The organism is Rhodoferax sp. RT4P68, from assembly GCF_056521305.1.
The window spans coordinates 712,560-734,158 of sequence record NZ_JBWMBB010000001.1 but is presented as its reverse complement, the minus strand read 5'-3'; the positions used below and the strand labels follow the sequence as shown (position 1 = coordinate 734,158).

15 protein-coding genes are annotated in these 21,599 nt (G+C 67.8%); 8 read left to right on the top strand and 7 right to left on the bottom strand.

Features of this window, described 5'->3' with window-relative positions:
* Window position 1: 1 nt before the first annotated feature.
* From AC099J_RS03360 to AC099J_RS03330, 7 genes are read right to left on the bottom strand one after another with little or no spacing between them, the layout of a single operon-like run.
* On the bottom strand, window positions 2–739 hold the full coding sequence (locus AC099J_RS03360) for a cephalosporin hydroxylase family protein (protein WP_479613778.1): 738 nt from the start codon (window positions 737–739) through the stop codon (window positions 2–4).
* On the bottom strand, window positions 729–1,799 hold the full coding sequence (locus AC099J_RS03355; RefSeq protein WP_479613777.1) for a class I SAM-dependent methyltransferase: 1,071 nt from the start codon (window positions 1,797–1,799) through the stop codon (window positions 729–731). The genes AC099J_RS03360 and AC099J_RS03355 overlap by 11 nt, the downstream gene beginning before the upstream one ends.
* Window positions 1,796–2,641 carry an NAD-dependent epimerase/dehydratase family protein gene (locus AC099J_RS03350; protein ID WP_479613776.1) on the bottom strand — a complete coding sequence of 282 codons (846 nt, stop codon included), beginning with the start codon at window positions 2,639–2,641 and terminating at the stop codon, window positions 1,796–1,798. The genes AC099J_RS03355 and AC099J_RS03350 overlap by 4 nt, the downstream gene beginning before the upstream one ends.
* The gene (locus AC099J_RS03345; protein WP_479613775.1) at window positions 2,638–3,246 is read right to left on the bottom strand and encodes a dTDP-4-dehydrorhamnose 3,5-epimerase family protein; all 609 of its coding nucleotides are present in this window, start codon (window positions 3,244–3,246) and stop codon (window positions 2,638–2,640) included. The genes AC099J_RS03350 and AC099J_RS03345 overlap by 4 nt, the downstream gene beginning before the upstream one ends.
* Window positions 3,243–4,322: a CDP-glucose 4,6-dehydratase gene (rfbG, locus tag AC099J_RS03340; RefSeq protein ID WP_479613774.1), complete on the bottom strand. Its 1,080-nt coding sequence runs from the start codon at window positions 4,320–4,322 to the stop codon at window positions 3,243–3,245. Before rfbG ends, AC099J_RS03345 begins: the two co-directional genes overlap by 4 nt.
* Window position 4,323: 1 nt before the next feature.
* The gene (gene rfbF / locus AC099J_RS03335; RefSeq protein WP_479613773.1) at window positions 4,324–5,094 is read right to left on the bottom strand and encodes a glucose-1-phosphate cytidylyltransferase; all 771 of its coding nucleotides are present in this window, start codon (window positions 5,092–5,094) and stop codon (window positions 4,324–4,326) included.
* Window positions 5,091–12,641 (bottom strand): O-linked N-acetylglucosamine transferase family protein, encoded by a 7,551-nt coding sequence (locus AC099J_RS03330; protein WP_479613772.1) that lies wholly within the window; start codon window positions 12,639–12,641, stop codon window positions 5,091–5,093. The genes rfbF and AC099J_RS03330 overlap by 4 nt, the downstream gene beginning before the upstream one ends.
* Before the next feature lie 315 nt (window positions 12,642–12,956).
* On the opposite strand from AC099J_RS03330, the gene motA reads away from it, so the two are divergent.
* The 8 genes from motA to AC099J_RS03290 all read left to right on the top strand — a co-directional run bounded on the left by motA (window position 12,957) and on the right by AC099J_RS03290 (window position 21,593).
* Entirely contained in the window at window positions 12,957–13,814 is an 858-nt protein-coding gene (gene motA, locus AC099J_RS03325) for a flagellar motor stator protein MotA (protein WP_479613771.1), read from the top strand.
* Between the two features lie 14 nt (window positions 13,815–13,828).
* Entirely contained in the window at window positions 13,829–14,791 is a 963-nt protein-coding gene (gene motB, locus AC099J_RS03320) for a flagellar motor protein MotB (protein ID WP_479613770.1), read from the top strand.
* 66 nt (window positions 14,792–14,857) lie between these two features.
* On the top strand, window positions 14,858–15,241 hold the full coding sequence (gene cheY, locus AC099J_RS03315; protein WP_479613769.1) for a chemotaxis response regulator CheY: 384 nt from the start codon (window positions 14,858–14,860) through the stop codon (window positions 15,239–15,241).
* A gap of 7 nt (window positions 15,242–15,248) precedes the next feature.
* Entirely contained in the window at window positions 15,249–15,890 is a 642-nt protein-coding gene (locus AC099J_RS03310; RefSeq protein ID WP_479613768.1) for a protein phosphatase CheZ, read from the top strand.
* Window positions 15,891–15,993: 103 nt separating this feature from the next.
* A complete protein-coding gene (locus AC099J_RS03305) occupies window positions 15,994–17,202 on the top strand; it encodes an EscU/YscU/HrcU family type III secretion system export apparatus switch protein (protein WP_479613767.1) in 1,209 nt (402 codons plus the stop codon).
* On the top strand, window positions 17,199–19,277 hold the full coding sequence (flhA, locus tag AC099J_RS03300) for a flagellar biosynthesis protein FlhA (RefSeq protein ID WP_479613766.1): 2,079 nt from the start codon (window positions 17,199–17,201) through the stop codon (window positions 19,275–19,277). The genes AC099J_RS03305 and flhA overlap by 4 nt, the downstream gene beginning before the upstream one ends.
* Window positions 19,274–20,851 carry a flagellar biosynthesis protein FlhF gene (gene flhF, locus AC099J_RS03295; protein ID WP_479613765.1) on the top strand — a complete coding sequence of 526 codons (1,578 nt, stop codon included), beginning with the start codon at window positions 19,274–19,276 and terminating at the stop codon, window positions 20,849–20,851. Before flhA ends, flhF begins: the two co-directional genes overlap by 4 nt.
* On the top strand, window positions 20,844–21,593 hold the full coding sequence (locus AC099J_RS03290; protein ID WP_479613764.1) for a hypothetical protein: 750 nt from the start codon (window positions 20,844–20,846) through the stop codon (window positions 21,591–21,593). Before flhF ends, AC099J_RS03290 begins: the two co-directional genes overlap by 8 nt.
* Window positions 21,594–21,599 lie beyond the last annotated feature (6 nt).

The following is a 21,599-nucleotide window of genomic DNA, read 5'->3' as shown; positions in this document are numbered from 1 at the left end:
CTCAGGCCACACGCCGCAAAAACCCGTTCGGCGCGACGGAGATCAACAGCTTGTTGTCCATTGCTTCGTCGATCTCAAATCCCGGCGCCGACGCCAGATAGGCATGCACGGCTGTCTTGGGGTTGTCACCGGGGCCCCAGGGGCGGTCCGCAAACACCTCCTTGGGCGTGTCCTCGACGACTGTATCGAACACCACGCAGTAGCTGCCCACCGTCACCATCGGCGCGTAAGCCTGCAGTTCGGCCAGTACATGCGCGTGCGTGTGGTTGCTGTCCAGGCAGACCAGAACTCGGCGCCGCTGCGCCGCGACGCGCGCTACCTGTGCCACGATGTCTGGCGCGACACTGGAGCCTTCGACCATCGTGATGCGCCTGGACATGGGATGGGCTTCGATCGCCGCGCGGTTATGCGCGCGGATGTCGATGTCCAGGCCCAACACCAGAGCGTCCGCAGGCCCCCCGCAGGCCGCATTCAGCTCCAGCATGGCCGCCGAAAACACCAGCGAGCCTCCATGGGCGATGCCCGTCTCGATGATCAGGTCGGGCTGGACGCGCCAGATCAACTCCTGCATGGCCACGATGTCCTGCGGGTACTGGATGATGGGCCGGCCCATCCATGAGAAGTTGTAGGAGTACTTGGGCGCCAGCGACGCCTGCATGAAGGCCTGCGCCGTAGCGCGCAGGGTGTGGTCCCGCCCATTGGCCTTGATGCGCTGGGCGACTTCCTGGTCAAAGTTCATGTCCATACTCCACGGAAAGGTAGTTGAAACGGTTGTGGGTCAGCGCGACGATCTCGTCGCGGTAGTTGGAATTCATCACGAACACGTCGTCGCCATCCCGCATTGCGGCGATGCCATCGGCGGGCGACAACACCTGCAGCCCGCTGGCCGCCAGGTACTTGCCTTGCTTGGCCGGACTGATGTCGATGACACGGGCCGGCGTCACCCCCCGACGCTGCAGGTGCAGCGTGAAGATCACGCCCTTGGAGGCGCCGCCCCAGACGGTGGCCCGGCCCATGGCAGCCCGCTGCGCCGCCGCCTCGATGCCCTGCAGGAAATCTGCGGGGAAGGCCACGGCGCTGGCCGCATCGGCCACGCTTTGGCGCAAGCTCGCCAGATCGGCAAGCACATACAAATACTGCCCGCCGAACACGCGCCCGCTTTCGAGCACGCGCCCGAACATCCGCTCGAAATCGCCGAGCCTGAAGTAGTTGACGTGCTCGTAAAAGATGTCGAACCAGGCACGGTGCCGGCAGATCCAGTCGAAACACGGCACTTCGATGTACACCACCCCGCGACCACCGTTGGCATGGGCGATGGCTGACAGGAAGCCAACGGGATCCTGCATATGCTCCAGCACGTGCCGCATGACCACGCCATCGGCCGACAGACCGAGCCCGGCCTCGAAGCGAGCCTTCACGATGGCCGGGTTTTGGCCTTCGTAGGCTGGGTCGATGCCGGTGATCTCGAAGCCCGCGCGTTGCAGATGCTCAAGGAAGGCGCCCTTGCCGCAGCCGACCTCGATCAGCGATTGGCCACCCAAATGACGCTGCAGGATCGCCGTCACGGCAGCCAGATGCCGCCCGAACACGGCAGAGATACCCTGCTCGTTCTGGTAGTGCTCGTCATAGACCAGCAAGGATGGGTCGAACGCCGCGTTGTAGACGAGGCCCGTGTCGGCGGCCTGCACCAGCCGCATGTCGCCCCGCGCGCAGGCCAGCGCCGACGCGCGGTCGGCGAACATGCGGTTCTGCAGCACGGGCAGCGCATCCACGCGGAACAGTTCGCGGGCCCGGCTCATGCGATCGACTCCAACGCCGCATCCAGGCGCTGGCGCTCGCCCCAGAACGCCATGGGCTCATGGTCTGGGTACGGGCGGCGGCCCCAGGCGGGCGCGATGGTCCAGCCCTCTTGCTCGATCCAGCGCGTGACCAGGGCACGCACCGAGACCGGCGTGCCCGAGCTGAGGTTCAGCACGCCGCGCTCGCGCGGTGCCAGCGCCAGGCGGACCAGCGTGCGAGCCACCTCCTGCACCGGCAGGTAGTCACGCAGCTGCTCGCCACCGGACATGTCGATGCCCGCATCGCCACGCTGCGCTGCGGTGCGCAGTGCCGGATACAGGGAATTGACGGGCTGGCCCTCGCCATACATGTAGAACAAGCGCGCCCACGTCAGCGCGAACGGATGCTTCGCCTGCAGCGCCTGCAGACGCTGGCGCAACTGGTCCTTCGCAACGCCGTAGGGGTTGTCGGGGTGCGTTTGCAGGCCTTCATGGAGGGCGCCGGACTGCATGCCGTATTCGAAACAGGTGCCTGCCACCACCATCGCCGGCAGACCGGCCTCGACCAGATGCTGCAGCAGCGCGAACTGGCGCGGCAACTCCTCATCCACATGACGGGCTTCACGGTAGTTCGGCAGGCCCTGCCAGGCCAGGTGCAGCAGCACGTCCGGGCGGCCCAGATGCGCATAGGCCTGCGGCGGCGGTCGGGACAGGTCCAGGCTCACCCAGCGCTGGCGCGGTGACGGCGGGTCCATGGCGGGCGACTGCCGCGACGCGGCCACCACGTCCACGTCGTGAGCACGCAGGGCCGCCAGCACATGGCGACCGATGAAGCCACTGGCGCCGGTGACGGCAATCTTCATGTCTTCTCCTCTGCAGGATCGACGCTCGCGATCCCTGCGTACGTAGCCCGGTCGATCAGCGCGCGCTGCGCGTCACGCGGGGACACCTCGGTCGCGGCCAAGGGCCAACGGATGGCCAGCGCCGGGTCAAATGGGTTGAGCCCATCCTCGGCCGGGCCTTCGTAGGGCGCCGTCACGAAGTACAGCGCTTCGGCCCCGTCGACCAGGGCCTGGAAACCATGGGCGCAGCCGGGAGGGATCACCAGGCTCTGCCGGTTCTGCTCCGACAGTTCGGCGCCGAACCACTGCAGATAGGTCAACGAGCCGGGTCGCAGGTCGACCGCCACGTCGTAGATGCGGCCGGCCGGGCAGCCCACGATCTTGGTCTCGTGGTGCGGCGGGTGCTGGAAATGCAGGCCACGCACGGTGCCCGCGCTGCGCGACTGCGAATGGTTGATCTGGACGATGCCTTGCGTCACGCCGATGGCCCGGAATTCCTCAGCGCAGTAGGCGCGCGCGAAGAACCCACGCGCATCGGCAATGGGCTTGCGCCGCACCAGCCAGACGCCAGCCAGCGGCGTCTGCGCGAAATCGAACCTCTGCGTGGAGCGCTCGGCATCGCTCATGGCGCACTCCCCAAAGCCTCGCCATACGAACGGATCTGCGCACGACACAGATCCGCGGCATCGTCGCCTCTCTGCCAGCCCCGGAACCACTCCACCGTGGTGGCCAGCGATTGCTCCAGGCTCCAGCGTGGGCACCAGCCGAGTTCGACCCGGGCCTGGGTGATGTCCAGGCGCAGCAGGCCAGCCTCGTGCGGATGCGCGGCGCCTTCGGGACAGTCCACACGCGCCGCGCCGCCCCACAGCCGCGCGAGCGATTGCGCGACCTCGCCGACCGAGGCGTCGCCGCCCGCCTCCGGGCCAAAGTTCCAGGCCTTGGCCGCACGCCGGCCGTCGGCCGCCAGCAGTCGCTCGGCCAGCGCCAGGTAGCCGCCCAGCGGCTCCAGAACATGCTGCCACGGCCGCACAGCCTGGGGGTAGCGCAGTTCAACCGGCCGCCCGGCGGCAAAGGCCTGCAGGCAGTCGGGCACCAGGCGCTCTGGCGACCAGTCGCCCCCGCCGATCACATTGCCTGCACGCGCGGTGGCAACGCAGGCGCCCGCCGCGAAAAAGCTGGCGCGGTAGCTGGCCGCCACGATTTCGGCCGCGCCCTTGCTCGCGCTGTAGGGGTCAAGGCCGCCCAATGCGTCGCCCTCGCGGTAGGGGTAGATCCATTCGCGGTTGTCATAGACCTTGTCGGTCGTGACGACGACCACGGCCTGCACGCTGGCCACCGCTCGCACCGCTTCGAGCAGATGGGCCGTCCCCATGACGTTCGTCGCAAAGGTGCCGAGCGGATCGGCATAGCCCGGCCGCACCAGCGCCTGGGCCGCCAGGTGCAGCACGACCGAAGGCCGGGCCGCCTCCAAAGCGCGCTGCAGGCCGCTGCGGTCGGCCAGGTCAGCGCGTGTGTCGCTGGCCAGCCCCTGCGCTACCTGCGCAAGCTCGAACAGATTGGGCGTGGTCGCAGGGTCCAGCGCATAGCCGTGCACCTGCGCGCCCAGGCCTTGCAGCCACAGCGCGAGCCAGCTTCCCTTGAAGCCGGTATGGCCTGTCACGAACACGGACCGGCCGCGCCAGCCATCGGAGTTCAGTCGCATGTCACCAGCACTTCCAGGGGGCCTTGCCCCTTTGCCAGAGGTCTTCCAACATGTTCTTCTCGCGCAGCGTGTCCATGGGCTGCCAGAAGCCGCGATGCTCGAAGGCTTCGAGCTGCCCATCGGCGGCGAGGCCATTGAGTGGCTCCAGCTCCCAGCTGGTAGCGTCGCTGGCGATACGCGCGATCACCTGAGGCGACAGCACGAAAAAACCCCCATTGATCCAGCCACCATCGCCGCGTGGCTTCTCGATGAACCCTTGCACGCTGGCGCCGTCACGGACCAATGCACCATAGCGCCCCGGTGGCATCACGGCGGTGACCGTGGCCAGCTTGCCATGGGCGCGGTGGAACGCGATCTCGGCAGCGATGTCCACGTCGGCCACGCCATCGCCGTAGGTGAAACAGAAGGCGTCGTCATCCCGCACATAGTCGGCCACGCGCCGCAAGCGCCCGCCAGTCATTGTGTCGTCGCCGGTGTCGACCAGGGTGACGCGCCAGGGCTCGGCATGTTTCTCGTGCACTTGCATGCGGTTGTTGACCATGTCGAACGTGACGTCCGACATGTGCAGAAAGTAGTTGGCAAAGTACTCCTTGATGACGTAGCCCTTGTAGCCACAGCAGATCACGAAGTCGTTGACGCCATGCGCCGCATACAGCTTCATGATGTGCCAGAGCATCGGCTTGCCGCCGATCTCGATCATGGGCTTGGGCTTGAGATGCGTCTCCTCGGAGATGCGGGTGCCCAGGCCACCGGCCAGGATCACGGCTTTCATGTCTTGTCCTCCTGTTCCCAGCGCACGAACATGGCGCGCAAGCTGGATTCAACCTGTCGCGCAAAACCCGGCTCGTCCATCAAAGGGCTGCGCTGCAACGCGGCGGGCAAGCTGACGCGCAGCGCCGCCAGGTGCGGCACGTCCGATGCCAGGGCGACGGCCTTGTCGATGTAGGCCTGCTCGTCGGCCGCGATCCATTCGGGATAGCCCGCCGCGTGCAACACGGAACTGCCCACGCACCCTACGCCAGGACGCCCCGCGAGCGTCACGAACGGCACGCCCATGTAGAGGCTTTCGAACAGTGTCGTGCCCGAGTTGTGCGGAAAGCAGTCCAGCGAGATGTCGATGCGCTGCAAGACGTCCCAGCCCGAGGCGCTGCAGCCGATCAGCAGCCTGTCGCGTCCGATGCCGTGTGTGAGGAAGCGCTCGGCCAGCGCATCCTGGTTGTGCCGCTCGGTGTAGCTGCGGCTGTCCACGACCAGCCGGGCATTCGGTACACGGCGCAGCAGCTCCGACCAGACCCGCACGGTGGCGTCGTTGATGCGGATCGCGCGCGTCAGCGTACCGAAGGTCACATGGCCATTGCGCTCGGCAGGCAGCGCGCCGGGCTCGCCGGTCTGCGCCTTGCCCGGTGGGCGGTAGACCCAGTTCGACGGCATGCGCCAGAGTTCTTCAGAGAACAGGTGCTCGCTGCCAGGGGGCGCATGCCAGATATCGCTCAGCAGGTAGTCGATGGCAGCGAGCCCCGTCGTGCTCACGTAGCCCAGCCAGCTGACCGAGACCGGTGCCGGTTTGCGCGCGAACGCGCCAAGCCGGTTGCCGGCGGTATGGCCGGCCAGGTCCACCAGCACATCGATGCCGTCGGCCCGGATGCGCTCGGCCAGCGCTGCGTCGCTGATGCCGCGTGTCGGCACCCAGTAGTCGACCATCTGCTTGTAGCGCGCCGTGGCCGCATCCTCGCGCTGCAGCTCGGCGTAGGCATACACCGTGACGCTCGCATGGTCGTGCCGGGCCAGCAAAGGCTCCAGAAAGTACATGCAGGAGTGATTGCAAAAGTCCGGGGAAACGTAGCCGATTTTCAGCGGCCGTCCCTGGGCTGGTGGATTGGCATGCGCGCGCCAGCTGGCGCGATGCCGCGCGTAGAACTGAGCGTCATGCAGCTTGTACTCGTCGAAGACCTGCTCGGCCGTCTTGCCCGGGTGGTAGTTCAATACGAACAGCAAGTTGCCATGCGCCACCATGTCGTCGGGCCTGAGCGCCAGCCCCCGACGCATGCTGTCCTCGGCCTCCTGCAGGCGCCCCTGGCCCTGCAGCACCACCCCCAGGTTGGCATGGGCCTGGGCCAGTTGCGGGTCCAGTGCCAAGGCCTTGCGGTAGCCGCGCTCGGCCTCCTCGAGACGTTGGGTGGCACTGAGGATCTCTGCCAGGTTGTTCCATCCCACGGCACTCTCGGGGTCGAGCGCCAGCGCGCGCCGGCTGCTGCTCTCGGCTTCCTCGTAGCGGCGCAACTCCTTGTAAGCCGTGGCCAGTTGCTGGTGAACCGGGATGGCATCGGCGTCCACTTGCAGCGCCCGCTGCAGGCAGGCCAGCGCTTCGGCATGGCGTTGCTGGCGCCGCAGCACGACACTCAGCTGCACATACGCGGTGATGTTTTCCGGGTTGTCGCGCAGCGCCTCACGCCAATGCACCTCGGACTCGAGCCAGCGCCCCTGCTCCTGCACGACCCGATCGAGATACGCACGTGCCGCCGGGAACGCGGGCTCCAGCGCAAGGGCATCGCGAAAGGCCTGCTCCGCCTGCGCAGGCTGACCTTGCGCCAGAAGATTGGTGCCCAGGTTGTAGTGGGTCGTGGCCGACTGCGGCTGCAGCGACAGCGCGCTGCGGTAGCTGGCTTCGGACTCCTCCAGACGCCCCGCTTCCTGCAGGACCAAACCCAAGGTGCCTTGGGCCTCGGCAAACTCGGGCACGAGCAGCAAGGCCTGGCGCAGGCTGGCCTCGGCCTCCTGCAGCCGGCCCTGGTCATGCTCGGCGCTGCCGCGGTCGAGCAGCGCGTGGGCACGTTGCACCAGTGCCACCAGCGGGTCGGCATCGGTGGCGCACCACTGCCTGAACATCTGCTGGTAGGCGTTCTCGACTTCGCGCGCAAAGCCGACCTCGTTCATCAAGGGGCTCGCCCGCATGCGTGGGCGCAGTTCGGCGCGCAGGCAGGCCAGTCGCGCCGAGTCCTGCGCCAGCGCCACGACCTTGTCGACATACCCGGCCACGTCCTGGGCGATCCATTCCGGATGTCCGATACCGTTCAGCACGGCGCTGCCCACGCGGCCGACGCTGGGCCGGCCGGCGAGCGTCACAAAGGGCACGCCCATGTACAGGCTCTCGAACAGCGTGGTGCCCGAGTTGTGCGGAAAGCAATCCAGCCCGATGTCGATGCCACGCAGCAAGTCCCACGGCGGGCTGTGATAGCCGATGGTCAGGCGCTCCGGCCCGATGCCGAACTCGGCAAAACGCGCCAGCAGGGCCTGCTGCGCGGACGCGTCCGCATAGCTCGAGCTGTCGACCACCAGCCGGGCCTGCGGCAATCGCTCCAGGATCTGCGACCAGGCCTGCAGCGTGTGCCGATTGATGCGCACCGCGCGCGTGAGCGTGCCCAGCGTGATGCAGCCATTGCGCTGCGCAGGCAGGGGCCCCACTTCGCCCATGCCGGCAGCTGGTCGATAGACCAGGCCGACCGGCAGCCGCCATGGCGTCTCCGAGAAGAGTGCCTCCGACCCCTCGGGCGCACTGGCGGCATCGGTCAGGTAGTAGTCGATGGCGGACAGCCCCGTCGTGTAGGCAAAGCCCAGCCAGCTCAGCGAGACCGGCGCCGGCTTGCGCGCGAAGACCCCGAGGCGGTTGCCCACCGTGTGGCCGGCAAGGTCCACCAGGATGTCAATGCCGTCGGCGCGAATGCGCTCGGCCACGGCGGCGTCGCTCAAGCCGCGCGTGGGCACCCAATGGTCGACATAGCCCTGGTAACGCTGTGTCGCTGCGTCTTCGCGCACCAGCTCGGCGTAGGCCCAGATCTCGACCGCCTGGCAGTCGTGCGCGGCCAGCAAGGGCTCCAGGAACCGTGCACAAGCGTGCTCGCGAAAGTCTGGCGACACGTAACCGACCTTCAGCCGGCGTGCCGCGCTGCGGGCGTTCGTGTGCGTCTTCCACATGCCGCGCAGTGGGTGACCGAAACGCCGGTCGTATTCGCGGTAGGCCGCGAATATCTCTGCGCCGCTGCGCTCCGGGTGGTAATTCAGCGTAAACAGCATGTTGCTGTAGATGTCTTCGTGGCCCGGCTGCACGGCCAGCGCCCGTTCGAAGTGGAGCACCGACGCGTCGTGCCGGCCCTGCTTCTGGTAGGTGATGCCCAGGTTGTTGAAGGCTTCCAGATACGCCGGCTTGAGCGCCAACGCACGGGCCAACACCTGTTCGGCCTCCGCGAAACGACCGCTGTCCTGCAGCGCATGGCCCAGATTGCAGAACACCTCGGCGTCGTCCGGCAGCAGTTGCGCGGCCCGGCGCTTGGCCATGATGGCTTCGCTAGACTTGCCCTGCGGCTGCAACATCACGCCCAGGGCCTTCCAGACGAAGCCGTTGTCGGGAAATTGCTCGGTCAAGGCCCGGGCCATCTGCTCGCCCTCGACGAAGCGCCGAGCGCGGAACAGTTCGGCCAACGCCTGCATCTGCTGTGGGGTGGGGCTGCCGTGCAAGCTGGTGCGCGGCGCCGCGGGCCGCTCCACGTAACGCTGGAACATGGCGCGGTAGGCTTGCTCGACGGTGCGCGCAAACCCAGCCTCATCCATCAGCGGGCTGGTGGCCATCTGCTGACGCAAGCCCGCACGCACGCTGGCCAAGGCGGGCAGGTCCTGCGCCAGGGCCACGACCTTGTCGACGTACTCGGCCTCGGTCTGTGCGATCCACTGCGGCCGGCCTAGGCCTTGCAGCACCGCACTGCCGATGCGGCCCACGCTCGCCCGCCCCACCAGCGTCACGACCGGCACGCCCAGGTACAGCATTTCAAACAGGGTCGTACCCGAGTTGTGCGGGAAGCAGTCCAGCCCGATGTCGACCGTCCGCATCAGATCCCAGGGCGGGCTGTGGCAGCCAATGGCCAGCCGCTCTTGCGGGATGCCGTGTTCGGCAAAGCGCGCTCGCAGGCGGCGGCAGGGCTCGTCGTCACTGAAGTTGCGGCTGTCGACGACCAGCCGTGAGCCCGGTACCCGCTGAAGGATCTGCGCCCAGACACGCACGGTGTGATCGTTGATGCGGATGGCGCGCGACAAGGTGCCGAAGGTGATGCAGTTCGACGCCACGGCCGGCAGCGGCCCGGGCTCGCCCATGCCAGGGTCAGGGCGGAACACCAAGCCGACCGGCAACCGCCACGGGGCCTCGGCAAAGACCGACTCAGCCCCCACGGGCACGCTGGCCTCGTCGGTCAGGTAGTAGTCGATGGCGGACAGGCCGGTTGTGTAGGCATAGCCCAGCCAGCTCAGCGAGACCGGCGCGGGCTTGCGCGCGAACACGCCCAGACGGTTGCCACGGGTGTGGCCGGCCAGATCGACCAGGATGTCGATGCCGTCGGCGCGGATGCGCTCGGCCACTGCGGCGTCGTCCACTCCCCGGGTCGCCACCCAGTGGTCGACAGACAGGCGGTAGCGTGCCGTGACGTCGTCTTCGCGGTCGAGTTCGGCATAGGCGAACACTTCGACCGCTGTCTTGTCGTGCGCCTGCAGCAGGGGCTCCAGAAAGCGCATGCAGGCATGCTGGCGAAAGTCGGGTGAGACGTAGCCAACCTTCAGGCGACGCCGCGCATCGCGCACGTTGGCATGCGCACGCCACTGGCTGCGCAGCGGCGCGCCGAAGTAGCGATCGAACGCGCGGTAGTCCGCGTAGATCTGCTCGGCGCTCAGATCCGGGTGGTAGTTCAGCAGGAACAACAGGTTGTCGAACAAATGCTGCGACTGCAGGCCCAGCGCGAGCGCCCGCCGGTAGCCGTCGACGGCCGACCCGAGATCGCCCAGATGCTGCAACAGGTTGCCCAGGTTGTGATGGGCCAGCGCGTAGTCGGGCTGCGCCTGCAGGGCGGCGCGGTACGAGGCCTCGGCCTCGGCCGTGCGGCCTTGGTCCTGCTGCAGCAGGCCGAGGTTGTTCCACACCTGCGCATGCTGCGGGCGCAGCGCGAGCGCTTCGCGCCAGCGCGTCTCGGCTGCCGCTGCGTTGCCCTGGGCATGCAGCGCATTGCCCTGGTTGAAGAGAAGTTCGGCGCGCAGCGCGGCGATCTCGGCATCGGCCGACAGGCTGGGCTGCACCGGCACGGGCTGCGCCGCGCCGCCGGACTCGGCATGCTGCTCGCGCCACCGCGCGAACATCTGCCGGTAGGCCTGCTCGACCGTGCGCACGAAGGCCCCCTCGTCCATCAGCGCGCTGGCCTGCATCTGCGCACGCAGCCCGCCGCGCAGTTCTGCCAACGCCGGCAGGTCCTGCGCCAGCGCCGCAAGTTTGTCCACGTATTCGTCTTCGCTGTACGCGATCCATTCGGGCCGCCCCAGGCCCTGCAGGACGGCGCTGCCGATGCGTCCCACGCTGGGCCGGCCGGCCAGGGTCACGAAAGGCACGCCCTGGTGCAGGCTTTCAAACAGGGTCGTGCCAGAGTTGTGCGGAAAGCAGTCCAGCCCGATGTCGATCGTGCGCAGCAGATCCCACGGCGGGCTGTGGCAGCCGATGGCCAGCCGTTCCCGCCCGATGCCATGCAGGGCGAAGCGCGCGGCCATCGCATCGGCCAGCACCGGATCCTTGAACGAGCGGCTGTCGATGACCAGGCGCGCGTCCGGCACGCGCTGCAGCAGCCTGGCCCAGGCGCGCACGGTGTGGTCGTTGACCCGGACGCCGCGCGTCAGGGTTCCGAACGTGATGTGGCCCGCGCGCAGGGCCGGCAGCGGCCCCGGGTCGCCCATGCCGGCACCGGGCCGGTACACCGCGAACGGCACGCCGGGCAGGCGCCATGGCGCCTCGGAGAACAGGGCTTCGCTACCGGGCGGCGCGCTGGCCGCGTCCGTCAGGTGGTAGTCGATGGCGCGCAGCCCGGTGGTGCTGGCGCAACCCAGCCAACTGACCGAGACCGGCGCGGGCTTGCGCGCGAAAACGTCCAGGCGGTTGCCCTTGGTATGGCCGGCCAGGTCGACCAGGATGTCGATCCGGTCGGCGTGGATGCGCTCTGCCAGCGCCTGCGCATCCATGTCCTGCGTGGGCACCCAATGGTCGACCAGGGTCTGGTAGCGCTCTGTCAGCGCATCGCCGGGCTGCCGCATCTCGGCATAGGCGAACAATTCGAACGCGCTGCGGTCGTGGCCGCTCAGCAGCGGCTCCATGAAGAAGGTGCAGGCATGGTGGCGGAAATCCGGCGAAACATAGCCCACCCGCAGGCGCCGACCGTCTGCGGACGGATTCGCATGCGCCGGCCAGTACGCGCGCAGTGGCGCACCGAAACGTTCTTCATAGGCGGCATAGGCCTGCTGGATCTGCTCGGCCGTCGCGTCCGGGTGGTAGTTCATGACGAACAGCAGGTTGTCGAACGCCACCCGGTAGTCCGGCTTGGCCTGGACCGCGCGCGACAGCGCATCGATGGACAGTTCGACCAACCCCTGGGCGGTATGGATGCCGCTCAGGTTGTTCCAGGCTTCGGCGAACTGGGGATTCAGCTCCACGGCGCGCTCGAAGTGGGCCGCAGCCTCGGCCACCTGGCCCTCGGCATTGAGCACCAGGCCCAGGTTGTTGAGTGTCTCGGCATGGTCGGGCCGCAACGCCAGGGAAGCGCGCAGGGCGGTGATCGCCGGGCTGCGTTGCTCCAGTTCGAAATGGGAGCGGCCCAGGTTGCACAGGCTCTCCGCATCGGCGGGGTCCAACGCCACGGCGCGCTGCTTGGCCGCCAGGGCCTCGTGCTTGAGCCCCTGCGCCTGCAACATCGCGCCCAGCGACTTCCACAGGAACGCGTCGGCCGGATAGCGCTGCAGCAGGCCCTGTGCACGTGCGGCGCCAGCCGCCCACTCGCGGCGCTGGAACAAATCGACCAGGGCCTGCTGCTCGGCTGGTGGCAGTAGTGCGGCCGGGGCCTCGGGCTGGGCCGGCGCGGCGACCACCGGGGGCCGGCGCGCCAGCCGTTCGGCGAGGCTCTGGGCCTGCGTGCGCTGCAACCCATGCGCGCGCGCCATCTCCAACACCTGCTCCGCCAGCGCCGGCTGCCCAGCGCGGATCAATGCGTCCACATAGCTGAACCAGAACTGCGGCCGCGCCGCGTCTGCATTCAAGGCCGCCTCGAAGTGCGCCAGCGCGTCCTGCGGGCGCCCCAGCTGAATCGCATACAGCACGCCCAGGTTGTGCAGCGCATCGGCGTGACCGGGCTGCTGCGCAAGCACCGCGCGGTACAGCTGCTCGGCCTGCTCGAAGTCGAACGCGCGGTGCCGCACGATGGCCTGCTCCAGCAGCTCGGGCCAGGCGGCAGCGTCAAGGAGTTCGGTCATCGGCATGGGCACAGCGTGCTGGCGTGGATCTGGCTGCCGAGAATAGCGATTGTTCGCCTGCAATATGGCTTGAATTGCGTTCGAATCATCGGCCAATTGCGGGCCTCGGGCCAGCGCCACAGCCGCCCGCCCGTGTGCCGACTGTTACAACGGCGCGCCGATCAGGCCGTGGTTTCAGGCGCTTATACGTGCTTAGAACGCTTCGTATCTCGCGCTCCATCCGATACATTTGCAAGCAGATAAGCCTTGTCGAACCGGCCGCCGTCCCAGGCGCGGCGCGGGCTGGTCCACCCCAACAACCCAGCAGCACCCTTCATGATCGTCATCATCGGCTACGTCGTCGCCATGGGTTGCATCTTTGGCGTGTACGTCTTTCACGGCGGCAACATCCAGGTGATCCTGACTGCGCTGCCGTTCGAGCTGATCACGATCTTCGGCGGCGCCCTCGGTGCGTTCGCCGTGAACAACCAGCCCAAGGTGCTCAAGGCCACGCTGAAGGCGCTGCCCACGGCCTTCAAGAGTTCGAAGTTCACCAAGGCCCGCTACATGGAGCTGATGGCGCTGCTCTACGACATCTTGCAGAAGGCGCGCAAGGACGGCCTGATGTCGATCGAGAAAGACGTGGAGGAGCCCGAAGCGTCGGAGATCTTCAAGAAGTACCCGACGGTGGGCAGCGACCACCACGTGGTGGAGTTCATGACCGACTACCTGCGCATGATGGTCTCGGGCAACCTGAACGCGCACGAGATCGAGTCGCTGATGGACAGCGAGATCGAGACCCACCACCAGGAGGCGCACGCCCCTGTGGCCGCCATCGCACGGCTGGCCGGCGCGCTGCCGGCCTTCGGCATCGTGGCCGCCGTGCTGGGTGTGGTGAACACCATGGGTTCGGTGGGCCAGCCGCCCGCCGTGCTGGGCGGCATGATCGCCTCGGCCCTGGTCGGCACCTTCCTCGGGATTCTGTTGGCCTACGGCGTGGTCGAGCCGCTGGGCGGCCTGCTGGAACAAAAGAGCGAGGACGCGGCCAAGGAGCTGCAGTGCATCAAGACCACGCTGCTCGCCAGCATGCAGGGCTACAACCCGTCGACTGCAATCGAGTTCGGCCGCAAGGTGCTGTTCTCGACCGAGCGCCCCAGCTTCGCAGAGCTGGAAGCCCACGTGAAGAAGAAGTAACGGAGGGCTGAACCATGGCCGGAGACGGAAAGAAGCTACAGCCGATCATCGTCAAGAAGATCAAGAAGTCGGGCCACGCCGTGCATGGCGGTGCGTGGAAGATTGCGTATGCCGACTTCGTGACGGCCATGATGGCCTTCTTCCTGCTGATGTGGCTGCTGGGCTCCACATCCGAGGGCGACAAGAAGGGCTTGTCGGACTATTTCAGCGCGCCGCTGAAGGTGTCGATGCAGGGCGGCACGGGCGCCGGGGCCAGCAACTCCATCCTGCCCGGCGGCGGCAAAGACCTGACCGAGAAGACCGGCCAGACCATGCGCGGCCAGTCCGACGATCCGATGAAGCGGCGCATGTCCGAAGAGGCGGCCAAGGCCGAGGTGGCGCGCCAGGATGCGCGCCGCATCGAGAGCCTGCGTGCCAAGATCGAGGCCATGATCACGGCCAGCCCGCGGCTGAACGAATACCGCTCGCAGATTCGGCTGGAGACCACGCCGGATGGCCTGCAGATCCAGATCGTGGACGACCAGAACAGGCCCATGTTCGACAGCGGCAGCGCGCTGGTCAAACCCTACATGCGCGACATCCTGCGCGAGATCGGCACCGCGCTGACCGGTGTGGAAAACCGCATCAGCCTGTCTGGCCACACCGACAACAAGCCCTATGGCAACGGCGACCGCGGCTACAGCAATTGGGAACTGTCGTCCGACCGGGCCAACGCTTCGCGCCGCGAACTGGTGGCCGCCGGCATGCCGGACGAGCGGCTGGGCCGCGTCGTCGGCCTGGCGGCCAGCAACCTGCTGGATCGGCAGAACCCGGGCGCCCCCGTGAACCGGCGCATCACGCTGACGGTGCTCACGCGCGAGGCCGAGGCGCGGCTGATCGGTGGTGCCACAATAGCTCCCTCCGCGGGCGCGCCACCAGCGCAGCCTGCGGAGACCGGCCCTCCCGCCGGGACCACCGCCGCACCCGGCACGTCATGAGGAATCGAGAGCCCGATCCATGCGCCCTGATCCTGCCAACCCCCGCTCACGCTAAAAGAGGCAAATGTGGCTGACCTACGCTTTCTGATCGTCGACGATTTCTCGACCATGCGCCGCATCGTGCGCAACCTGCTCAAGGAGAGTGGCTACACCGAGGCTGAAGAGGCCGAAGACGGTGTCGCCGCGCTGAACAAGCTGCGCAACGGCCGCTTCGACTTTGTCGTGAGCGACATCAACATGCCCAACATGAACGGCTTCGAACTGCTCACGCAGATCAAGCAGGATGAGAAGCTGAAACACCTGCCGGTGTTGATGGTCACGGCCGAAGCGCGCAAGGAAGACATCGTGGCGGCGGCCCAGGGTGGCGCCGCCGGCTACATCGTCAAGCCATTCACGAAAGCCACGCTCGAGGAGAAGGTGGCCCACATCCTCAAGAAGCTGGGGCTGTAAGGTGGATATGCAGACCAGCGACCTCTCCCCGCAGCCTGCCGACCCCTACCCTTCCCAGTCGCTGGACGGCGCCACGCCTGACGTCCACCACAAGATCGGCCTGCTGACCCGCCAGTTGCACGACTCGCTGAGCGAGCTCGGCTATGTCGACAAACTACGCGGCAGCGTTGACGAACTGCCGGACGCGCAGAGCCGTCTTTCCTACATTGCCCGCTTGACCGGCGAGGCCGCCGAGAAGGTGCTCAGCCGCGTCGAGCTGGCCAAGACGCAGCACGACTTCATCGCCTCCGAGACGCGCCGCATCGGCGCGCTGCTGGTCAAGGACCCGGTGGCCGCTGTGGCGACCGGGCAGATCTACAACTTCGTCGCCGACGTGGACAAGGCAAGCCAGGAGATCGACTCCCATCTGACCGAAATCATGATGGCGCAGGACTTTCACGATCTGACAGGCCAGGTGATCGCCCGCGTGGTGAACCTGGCCGCCACGATCGAAGAGCAGCTGGTGGCGATTCTGATCCAGACCGCGCCCTCGGCGGCGCCGGTCCCGTCGAAGGCTCTGCAGGGGCCGGTGGTGGACGCCGAGGCCCGGGACGACGTGGTGACGGACCAATCGCAAGTCGACGATCTGCTGGCCAGTTTGGGGTTCTGAGCGCGCCTGCGCGGTGGCCGATTAGCCCGGCCAACCGCCTTCTTATCGGGCTTTAGTTCCCGCCCCCGTTCCAGACAATGCGGCACCACCCTCGCCGCATGCCATGGAATCCAGCAGCCAAGACCGCAACCTTCCCGCCTCGGAGCGCAAGCTGGCGCAGGCGCGCAAGGACGGGCAGGTCTCGCGCTCCAAGGACTTGTCGCACCTGGCCGTGCTGGGCGTCGGCAGCTTCGCGCTGATGGTGCTGGCGCCGGTGTTCTTTCAGCACCTGAAGCTGGCGTTCAGCCAACAGTACAGTTTTCGCGCCGACACGCTGGCCCAGGCCAGCACCATGCTGGACCGGCTGCAGAGCATGACCATCGTGGGCCTGTCGGCCAGCGTCGCGTTTGCGGCCATCGTGCTGGTGGCGGCGATCGGCAGCGCCATTGCCGCCGGCGGCTGGATCATCACCACCAAGCCGCTGATGCCGGACCCGAACCGGCTCAATCCGCTGTCTGGCCTGGGCCGCCTGTTCTCCAAGGAACAGCTGGTCGAAGTCGGCAAGCTGCTGGTGATCACCGGCGTGCTGGGCGTGGTGGCCTGGTCCTATCTGAAGGGCAGCATCGAGCGCGTGGCCTCGATGGTGCTGCAGCCCTCGGTGGCCTCCATCGCCATGCTGGGCGATTGGCTGACGATGGGCCTGTCGCTGCTGCTGCTGGTGGTGTTCGTCGTGGCCATGGTGGATGTGCCGCTGCAGACCTTTCTGCTCAAGGGGCGGCTGAAGATGTCGCACCAGGAAGTCAAGCAGGAGCACAAGGAATCCGAGGGCAACCCGCAGCAAAAGGGCCAGCTGCGCGCACGGGCCCGCGAGATCGCCAACCGCCGCAGCATCCAGGCCGTGCCGAAGGCCGATTTCGTGCTCATGAACCCGACCCACTTCGCCGTGGCGCTGCGCTATGACGAGCGCACCATGGCCGCGCCGCAGGTCATCGCCAAGGGCGCGGACCTGTTGGCCATGCGCATCCGCGAGGTGGCGCAGCAGCATGCCATCCCCGTGCTGCAGTCGCCGATGCTGGCGCGCGCGCTGTACGCGCATGCCGAGCTGGACGGCGAGATCCCCTCGGCGCTCTACACCGCCGTCGCGCAGATCCTGGCCTACGTGTACCGGCTGAAGGCAGCCATGCGCGGCGAGGGCCCGATGCCCGAGGAGCAGCCCACGCCCTTCGTGCCGCCCGAGCTCGACCCGCTGGGCAAGACCGTGGTGGCCGAAACCACCGAAAGCCGCGGCGACGGCCCCATCGATGACATCACGCCCGTGGAGCCGATGAAATGAACCCCCAACTGCGCAAGGCCCAGGCCTGGCTGAAGGCCAACAGCACGCAGATGAGCGGCATGGCCGCGCCGCTGCTGGTGGTGGCGGTGCTGGCGCTGATGGTGCTGCCGATCCCGCCGTGGCTGCTGGACAGCTTCTTCACCGTCAACATCGCCGTGGCGCTGATGGTGATGATGGTGGCGGCGTACATGACGCGGCCGCTGGACTTCTCGGCGTTCCCGGCCGTGCTGCTGCTGACCACCTTGATGCGGCTGTCGCTGAACGTGGCCTCCACGCGCGTGGTCCTGATGGAAGGCCACACCGGCCCGGGCGCGGCCGGCGCGGTGATCGAGGCGTTCGGCCACTTCCTGATCGGCGGCAATTTCGCGGTCGGCCTGATCGTGTTCCTGATCCTCGTGGTCATCAACTTCGTGGTGATCACCAAGGGCGCCGAGCGCATCGCCGAGGTCTCGGCCCGCTTCACGCTGGACGCGATGCCCGGCAAGCAGATGGCGGTGGATGCCGACCTGAACGCCGGCCTCATCGACGACAAGGAAGCCAAGCGCCGGCGCCGCGAGGTCGGTGAAGAGGCGGAGTTTTTCGGCTCCATGGACGGTGCCAGCAAGTTCGTGCGCGGCGATGCCATCGCCGGCATTCTGATCCTGGTGATCAACATCGTCGGCGGCTTTGCCATCGGCATGCTGCAACACGGGCTGTCGGCCACCGATGCGGCCAACAGCTACATCCTGCTGGCGGTGGGCGATGCGCTGGTGGCGCAGATCCCCGGCCTGTTGATCTCGGTGGCCGCGGCCATGGTGGTCTCGCGCGTGGGCAAGGACGAAGACATCGGCGTGCAGATCGTCGACCAGCTGTTCAACTCGCCACGCACGCTGGGCATCACGGCCGGCATCCTGGCGATGCTGGGGCTGATTCCGAACATGCCGCATGCTGTCTTCCTGGGTGCGGCGGCCATTCTGGGCTATGCCGCCTGGGCCATGGCGCACAAGCCCAAGGAGGGCGTGGTCGTGGCGGGGCCGGCGCCATCGCCGCAGGATGGCGAGGCCAGCTGGGACGATCTGCAACCCGTCGACCTGCTGGGCCTGGAGCTGGGCTACCGGCTCATCTCACTGGTGGACCGCACGCGCCAGGGCGATCTGCTCAACCGCATCAAGGGCGTGCGCCGCAAGTTCGCGCAGGAGGTGGGCTTCCTGCCGCCGGCCGTGCATGTGCGCGACAACCTGGAGCTCAAGCCCAGCGCCTACCGCATCACGCTGCGTGGCGTGGTGGTGGGCGAAGGCGAGGCCTTCCCCGGCATGCACCTGGCCATCAACCCCGGCGGCATCACCACACCGCTGATCGGCGCGGCCACCACCGACCCGGCCTTTGGCCTGCCGGCGCACTGGATCGACGAGCGCCAGAAGGAAGCGGCACAAATGGCCGGCTTTACCGTCGTTGATTCGGAAACCGTCATGGCCACGCATCTCTCACACTTGATGCAGGTGCAGGCGGCACGTTTGCTCAGCCGCACCGAGACCCAGCAACTGGTGGAACACGTGACACGACTGGCCCCGAAACTGATCGAAGAAGTGGTGCCGAAGATGGTGCCCATCGCCACCTTCCAGAAGGTGCTGCAGCTGCTGCTGGAGGAGTCGGTGCACATCCGCGATATCCGCACCATCGTCGAGTCGCTGGCCGAGCACGCCGGCGCCATTGCCGACCCGCTGGAGTTGGCGCGCCGTGTGCGCATCGCCCTGGCGCCGGCCATCGTGCAGCAGATCTATGGCCCGACGCGCGAGCTGAACGTGATCGCCATCGAACCCGCTTTGGAACGCCTGCTGGTGCAGGCCCTGGGCAACGCCGCCGGCCCCTCGCTGGACCCGAGCGTGGCCGAGTTGCTCAGCAAGAACGCGGCCGACGTGGCCATGCGGCAGGAAGAGCTGGGCGTGCCGGCCTGCCTGCTGGTGCCCGACCAGATTCGCAATGCGATCTCGCGCCTGGTGCGCCGCGTGGCCCCCCGGCTGCAGGTGCTGGGCCACAGCGAGATCCCTGAAACCCATTCCATCCGCATCGGTCCCATCCTGAGAGGTGCATCTTGAACATTCAACGCTTTACCGCCGCGACCTCGCGCGAGGCCCTGGCCAAGGCCCGGATGGCTTTTGGCGACGGCACCCTGATCCTGTCCAACCGGCCCACGGCAACCGGCGTGGAGGTGATGGCCACGGCCGAAGACACGGTCGGCGCGTTGCCGGCCCCGGCGCTGGGCCCGCGCCAGGAGGCCACGCGCGCCGCCCTGGCCGGCCTGGCCACACAGGCCGCGCCGCAATCCACGGCCAAGGCCCGCATGGCCAGCCGCCCGCAGCCCGCCGACGAAAGCCCGGTGGCCGACGACGCCGATCAGCTGGCCATGAGCACGCTGTCGTTCCAGGACTATGTGCGCGAGCGCATGCTGCGCCGCCGGCACGAAGCGCTGGAGGGCGGCGGCAACGCCGGCTTTGCCGCACGCGCGCAGGCCGATGCGCCACGCGCCGCGATCGGCGTCGCGCCGACTGCCGGCCAGCTGGCCCAACTGGCCCAGCAACTGCAGGCGGCCAGCGTCCCATCGAAGGCCTCGGCCCCACCGGCCAAGCCTGCGGCAACGCGTGTGCAGCATGCGCTGCCGTTCGTCAAAGACGTGATCCACACACGCGCCGCAGCGCCGGCCGCCCCGGCGGCAGCGGCGCCCGCGCACGGCATCGCCGACGAGCTGCAAGCCATGCGCGAGATGATCGAGGAGCGCTTCAACACCATGGCCTGGCTGGGCCAGGCGCGGCAGGACCCGATCCAGTCGAACCTCATGCTCAAGCTGATCCGCTCGGGCTACTCGCCCGGCCTGGCCCGCGCCATGCTGGAGCGCCTGCCGGCAGACATGTCCGCCGGCGACGCCGTGCGCTGGATCGTCGAGGTGCTGGAGCGCAACCTGCGCACCGACGCGAAGCAACTGCCGCTGTACGAGCAGGGCGGCATCTACGCACTGGTGGGCGCCACCGGCGTCGGCAAGACCACGACCGCCGCCAAGCTGGCCGCGCACTGCGTGCAGCAGCACGGCGCTGCCAGCGTGGGCCTGATCACGCTGGACACGTACCGCGTCGGCGCGCACGAACAATTGCGCGCCTACGGCCGCATGCTGGGCGTCGTCGCCCACCTGGCGCACGACCGCGCCGCGCTGCAGGATTTGCTGGGCCTGCTGGGCAACAAGAAGATGGTGCTGGTGGACACCACCGGCGTCGCCCCGCGTGACCCGCGCAAGCAAAGCATGCTGGACGTGATGGACCTGCCCGGCGTGAACCGGCTGCTGGTCGTCAACGCCGGTGGCCACGGCGACACGCTGGACGACGTGATGAGTTCGTTCAAGACCAGCGGCGTGCAGCAGGCCATCCTGTCCAAGGTCGACGAGGCCGTCAAACTGGGCCCGGCGCTGGACGCCACGGTGCGCCATCAGCTGCTGCTGCGCGGTGTGTGCAACGGCCAGCGCGTGCCCGAGGATTTCGAGCGCGCCGACGCGGCCAAGCTGGTGGCCGCCTCGATGCGCAGCAGCGGGCGTTCTGCCTACGACCCGAAAGCACTGGACCTGAGCTTCTACTTCACGCCGGCGGGCGAACCGACACAGCGCGCGAGGTCAGCCCATGTTTGAGGCGATCGCCGGCCAGGGCGCCAGCCTGCGGCAGGGCATGCCGCAGGCGCCGGTGCGCCTGATCACCATGGTCAGCCAGGGCGACCAGTCCAACGAACAGCGCTTGCTGTGGCAACTGTGCCAGGCGCTGCAGGGCTACGGCTACCCACCGGTGGTGCTGGATGGCACGACTGTGGAATCGCGCGAGCAGCCCGGCCTGGTGGACCTGGTGCAGGACGCACCCTGGACCGCGCTGGGCGGAACCGACGCTTCGGACTGGGCCGTGCTGCCGGCAGCCGCCGGGCTGCGGGCACTGGCGCGCGAGCGCGGAGGGCCGTCACCGGTGGCGCGCCTGGGCCAGATCTTTCGTGGCTGCGGCGTGCTGGTGGTCTATGCGCGCAGCGAGCTGCTGATCCCGGTGCTGGCCGACAGCGGCGCCCAGCCTGTGCTGGCCGTGGCGCCGGGCCGCCAGTCCGTGGTGCGCGGCTACCAGACATTCAAACAGTTTCAGTTGCACGCCCGGCTGGTGCCGACACTGGTCTCGCTGGTCACCACCCCGCTCAGAAACGCGGACCAATTGGCGCGTTCAGCCGGTCGAACTCTGCAAAAATGCGCCATGGCTTACCTGGGTTGCCAAACCGATGTGATCACCGTGCGCAGCCTGCCGGGCAGTGGTCGGCGCCAGGACGACGTGCACCGCCTGGCGCTGCGGCTGCTGGAAGGTGGCTCGACCCCGTTTGCTGTCGTGGGGCGAGCCGGCTAGAAGGGA

Bases quoted from the DNA above. Each gene is read 5' to 3' on its own strand.
- AC099J_RS03355 (WP_479613777.1), bottom strand. From the start codon at position 1,799: ATGAGCCGGGCCCGCGAACTGTTCCGCGTGGATGCGCTGCCCGTGCTG.
- motA (WP_479613771.1), top strand. From the start codon at position 12,957: ATGATCGTCATCATCGGCTACGTCGTCGCCATGGGTTGCATCTTTGGC.
- AC099J_RS03305 (WP_479613767.1), top strand. From the start codon at position 15,994: ATGGAATCCAGCAGCCAAGACCGCAACCTTCCCGCCTCGGAGCGCAAG.
- AC099J_RS03345 (WP_479613775.1), bottom strand. From the start codon at position 3,246: ATGAGCGATGCCGAGCGCTCCACGCAGAGGTTCGATTTCGCGCAGACG.
- rfbF (WP_479613773.1), bottom strand. From the start codon at position 5,094: ATGAAAGCCGTGATCCTGGCCGGTGGCCTGGGCACCCGCATCTCCGAG.
- AC099J_RS03350 (WP_479613776.1), bottom strand. From the start codon at position 2,641: ATGAAGATTGCCGTCACCGGCGCCAGTGGCTTCATCGGTCGCCATGTG.
- motB (WP_479613770.1), top strand. From the start codon at position 13,829: ATGGCCGGAGACGGAAAGAAGCTACAGCCGATCATCGTCAAGAAGATC.
- AC099J_RS03310 (WP_479613768.1), top strand. From the start codon at position 15,249: ATGCAGACCAGCGACCTCTCCCCGCAGCCTGCCGACCCCTACCCTTCC.
- AC099J_RS03330 (WP_479613772.1), bottom strand. From the start codon at position 12,641: ATGACCGAACTCCTTGACGCTGCCGCCTGGCCCGAGCTGCTGGAGCAG.
- AC099J_RS03360 (WP_479613778.1), bottom strand. From the start codon at position 739: ATGAACTTTGACCAGGAAGTCGCCCAGCGCATCAAGGCCAATGGGCGG.
- flhA (WP_479613766.1), top strand. From the start codon at position 17,199: ATGAACCCCCAACTGCGCAAGGCCCAGGCCTGGCTGAAGGCCAACAGC.
- AC099J_RS03290 (WP_479613764.1), top strand. From the start codon at position 20,844: ATGTTTGAGGCGATCGCCGGCCAGGGCGCCAGCCTGCGGCAGGGCATG.
- rfbG (WP_479613774.1), bottom strand. From the start codon at position 4,322: ATGCGACTGAACTCCGATGGCTGGCGCGGCCGGTCCGTGTTCGTGACA.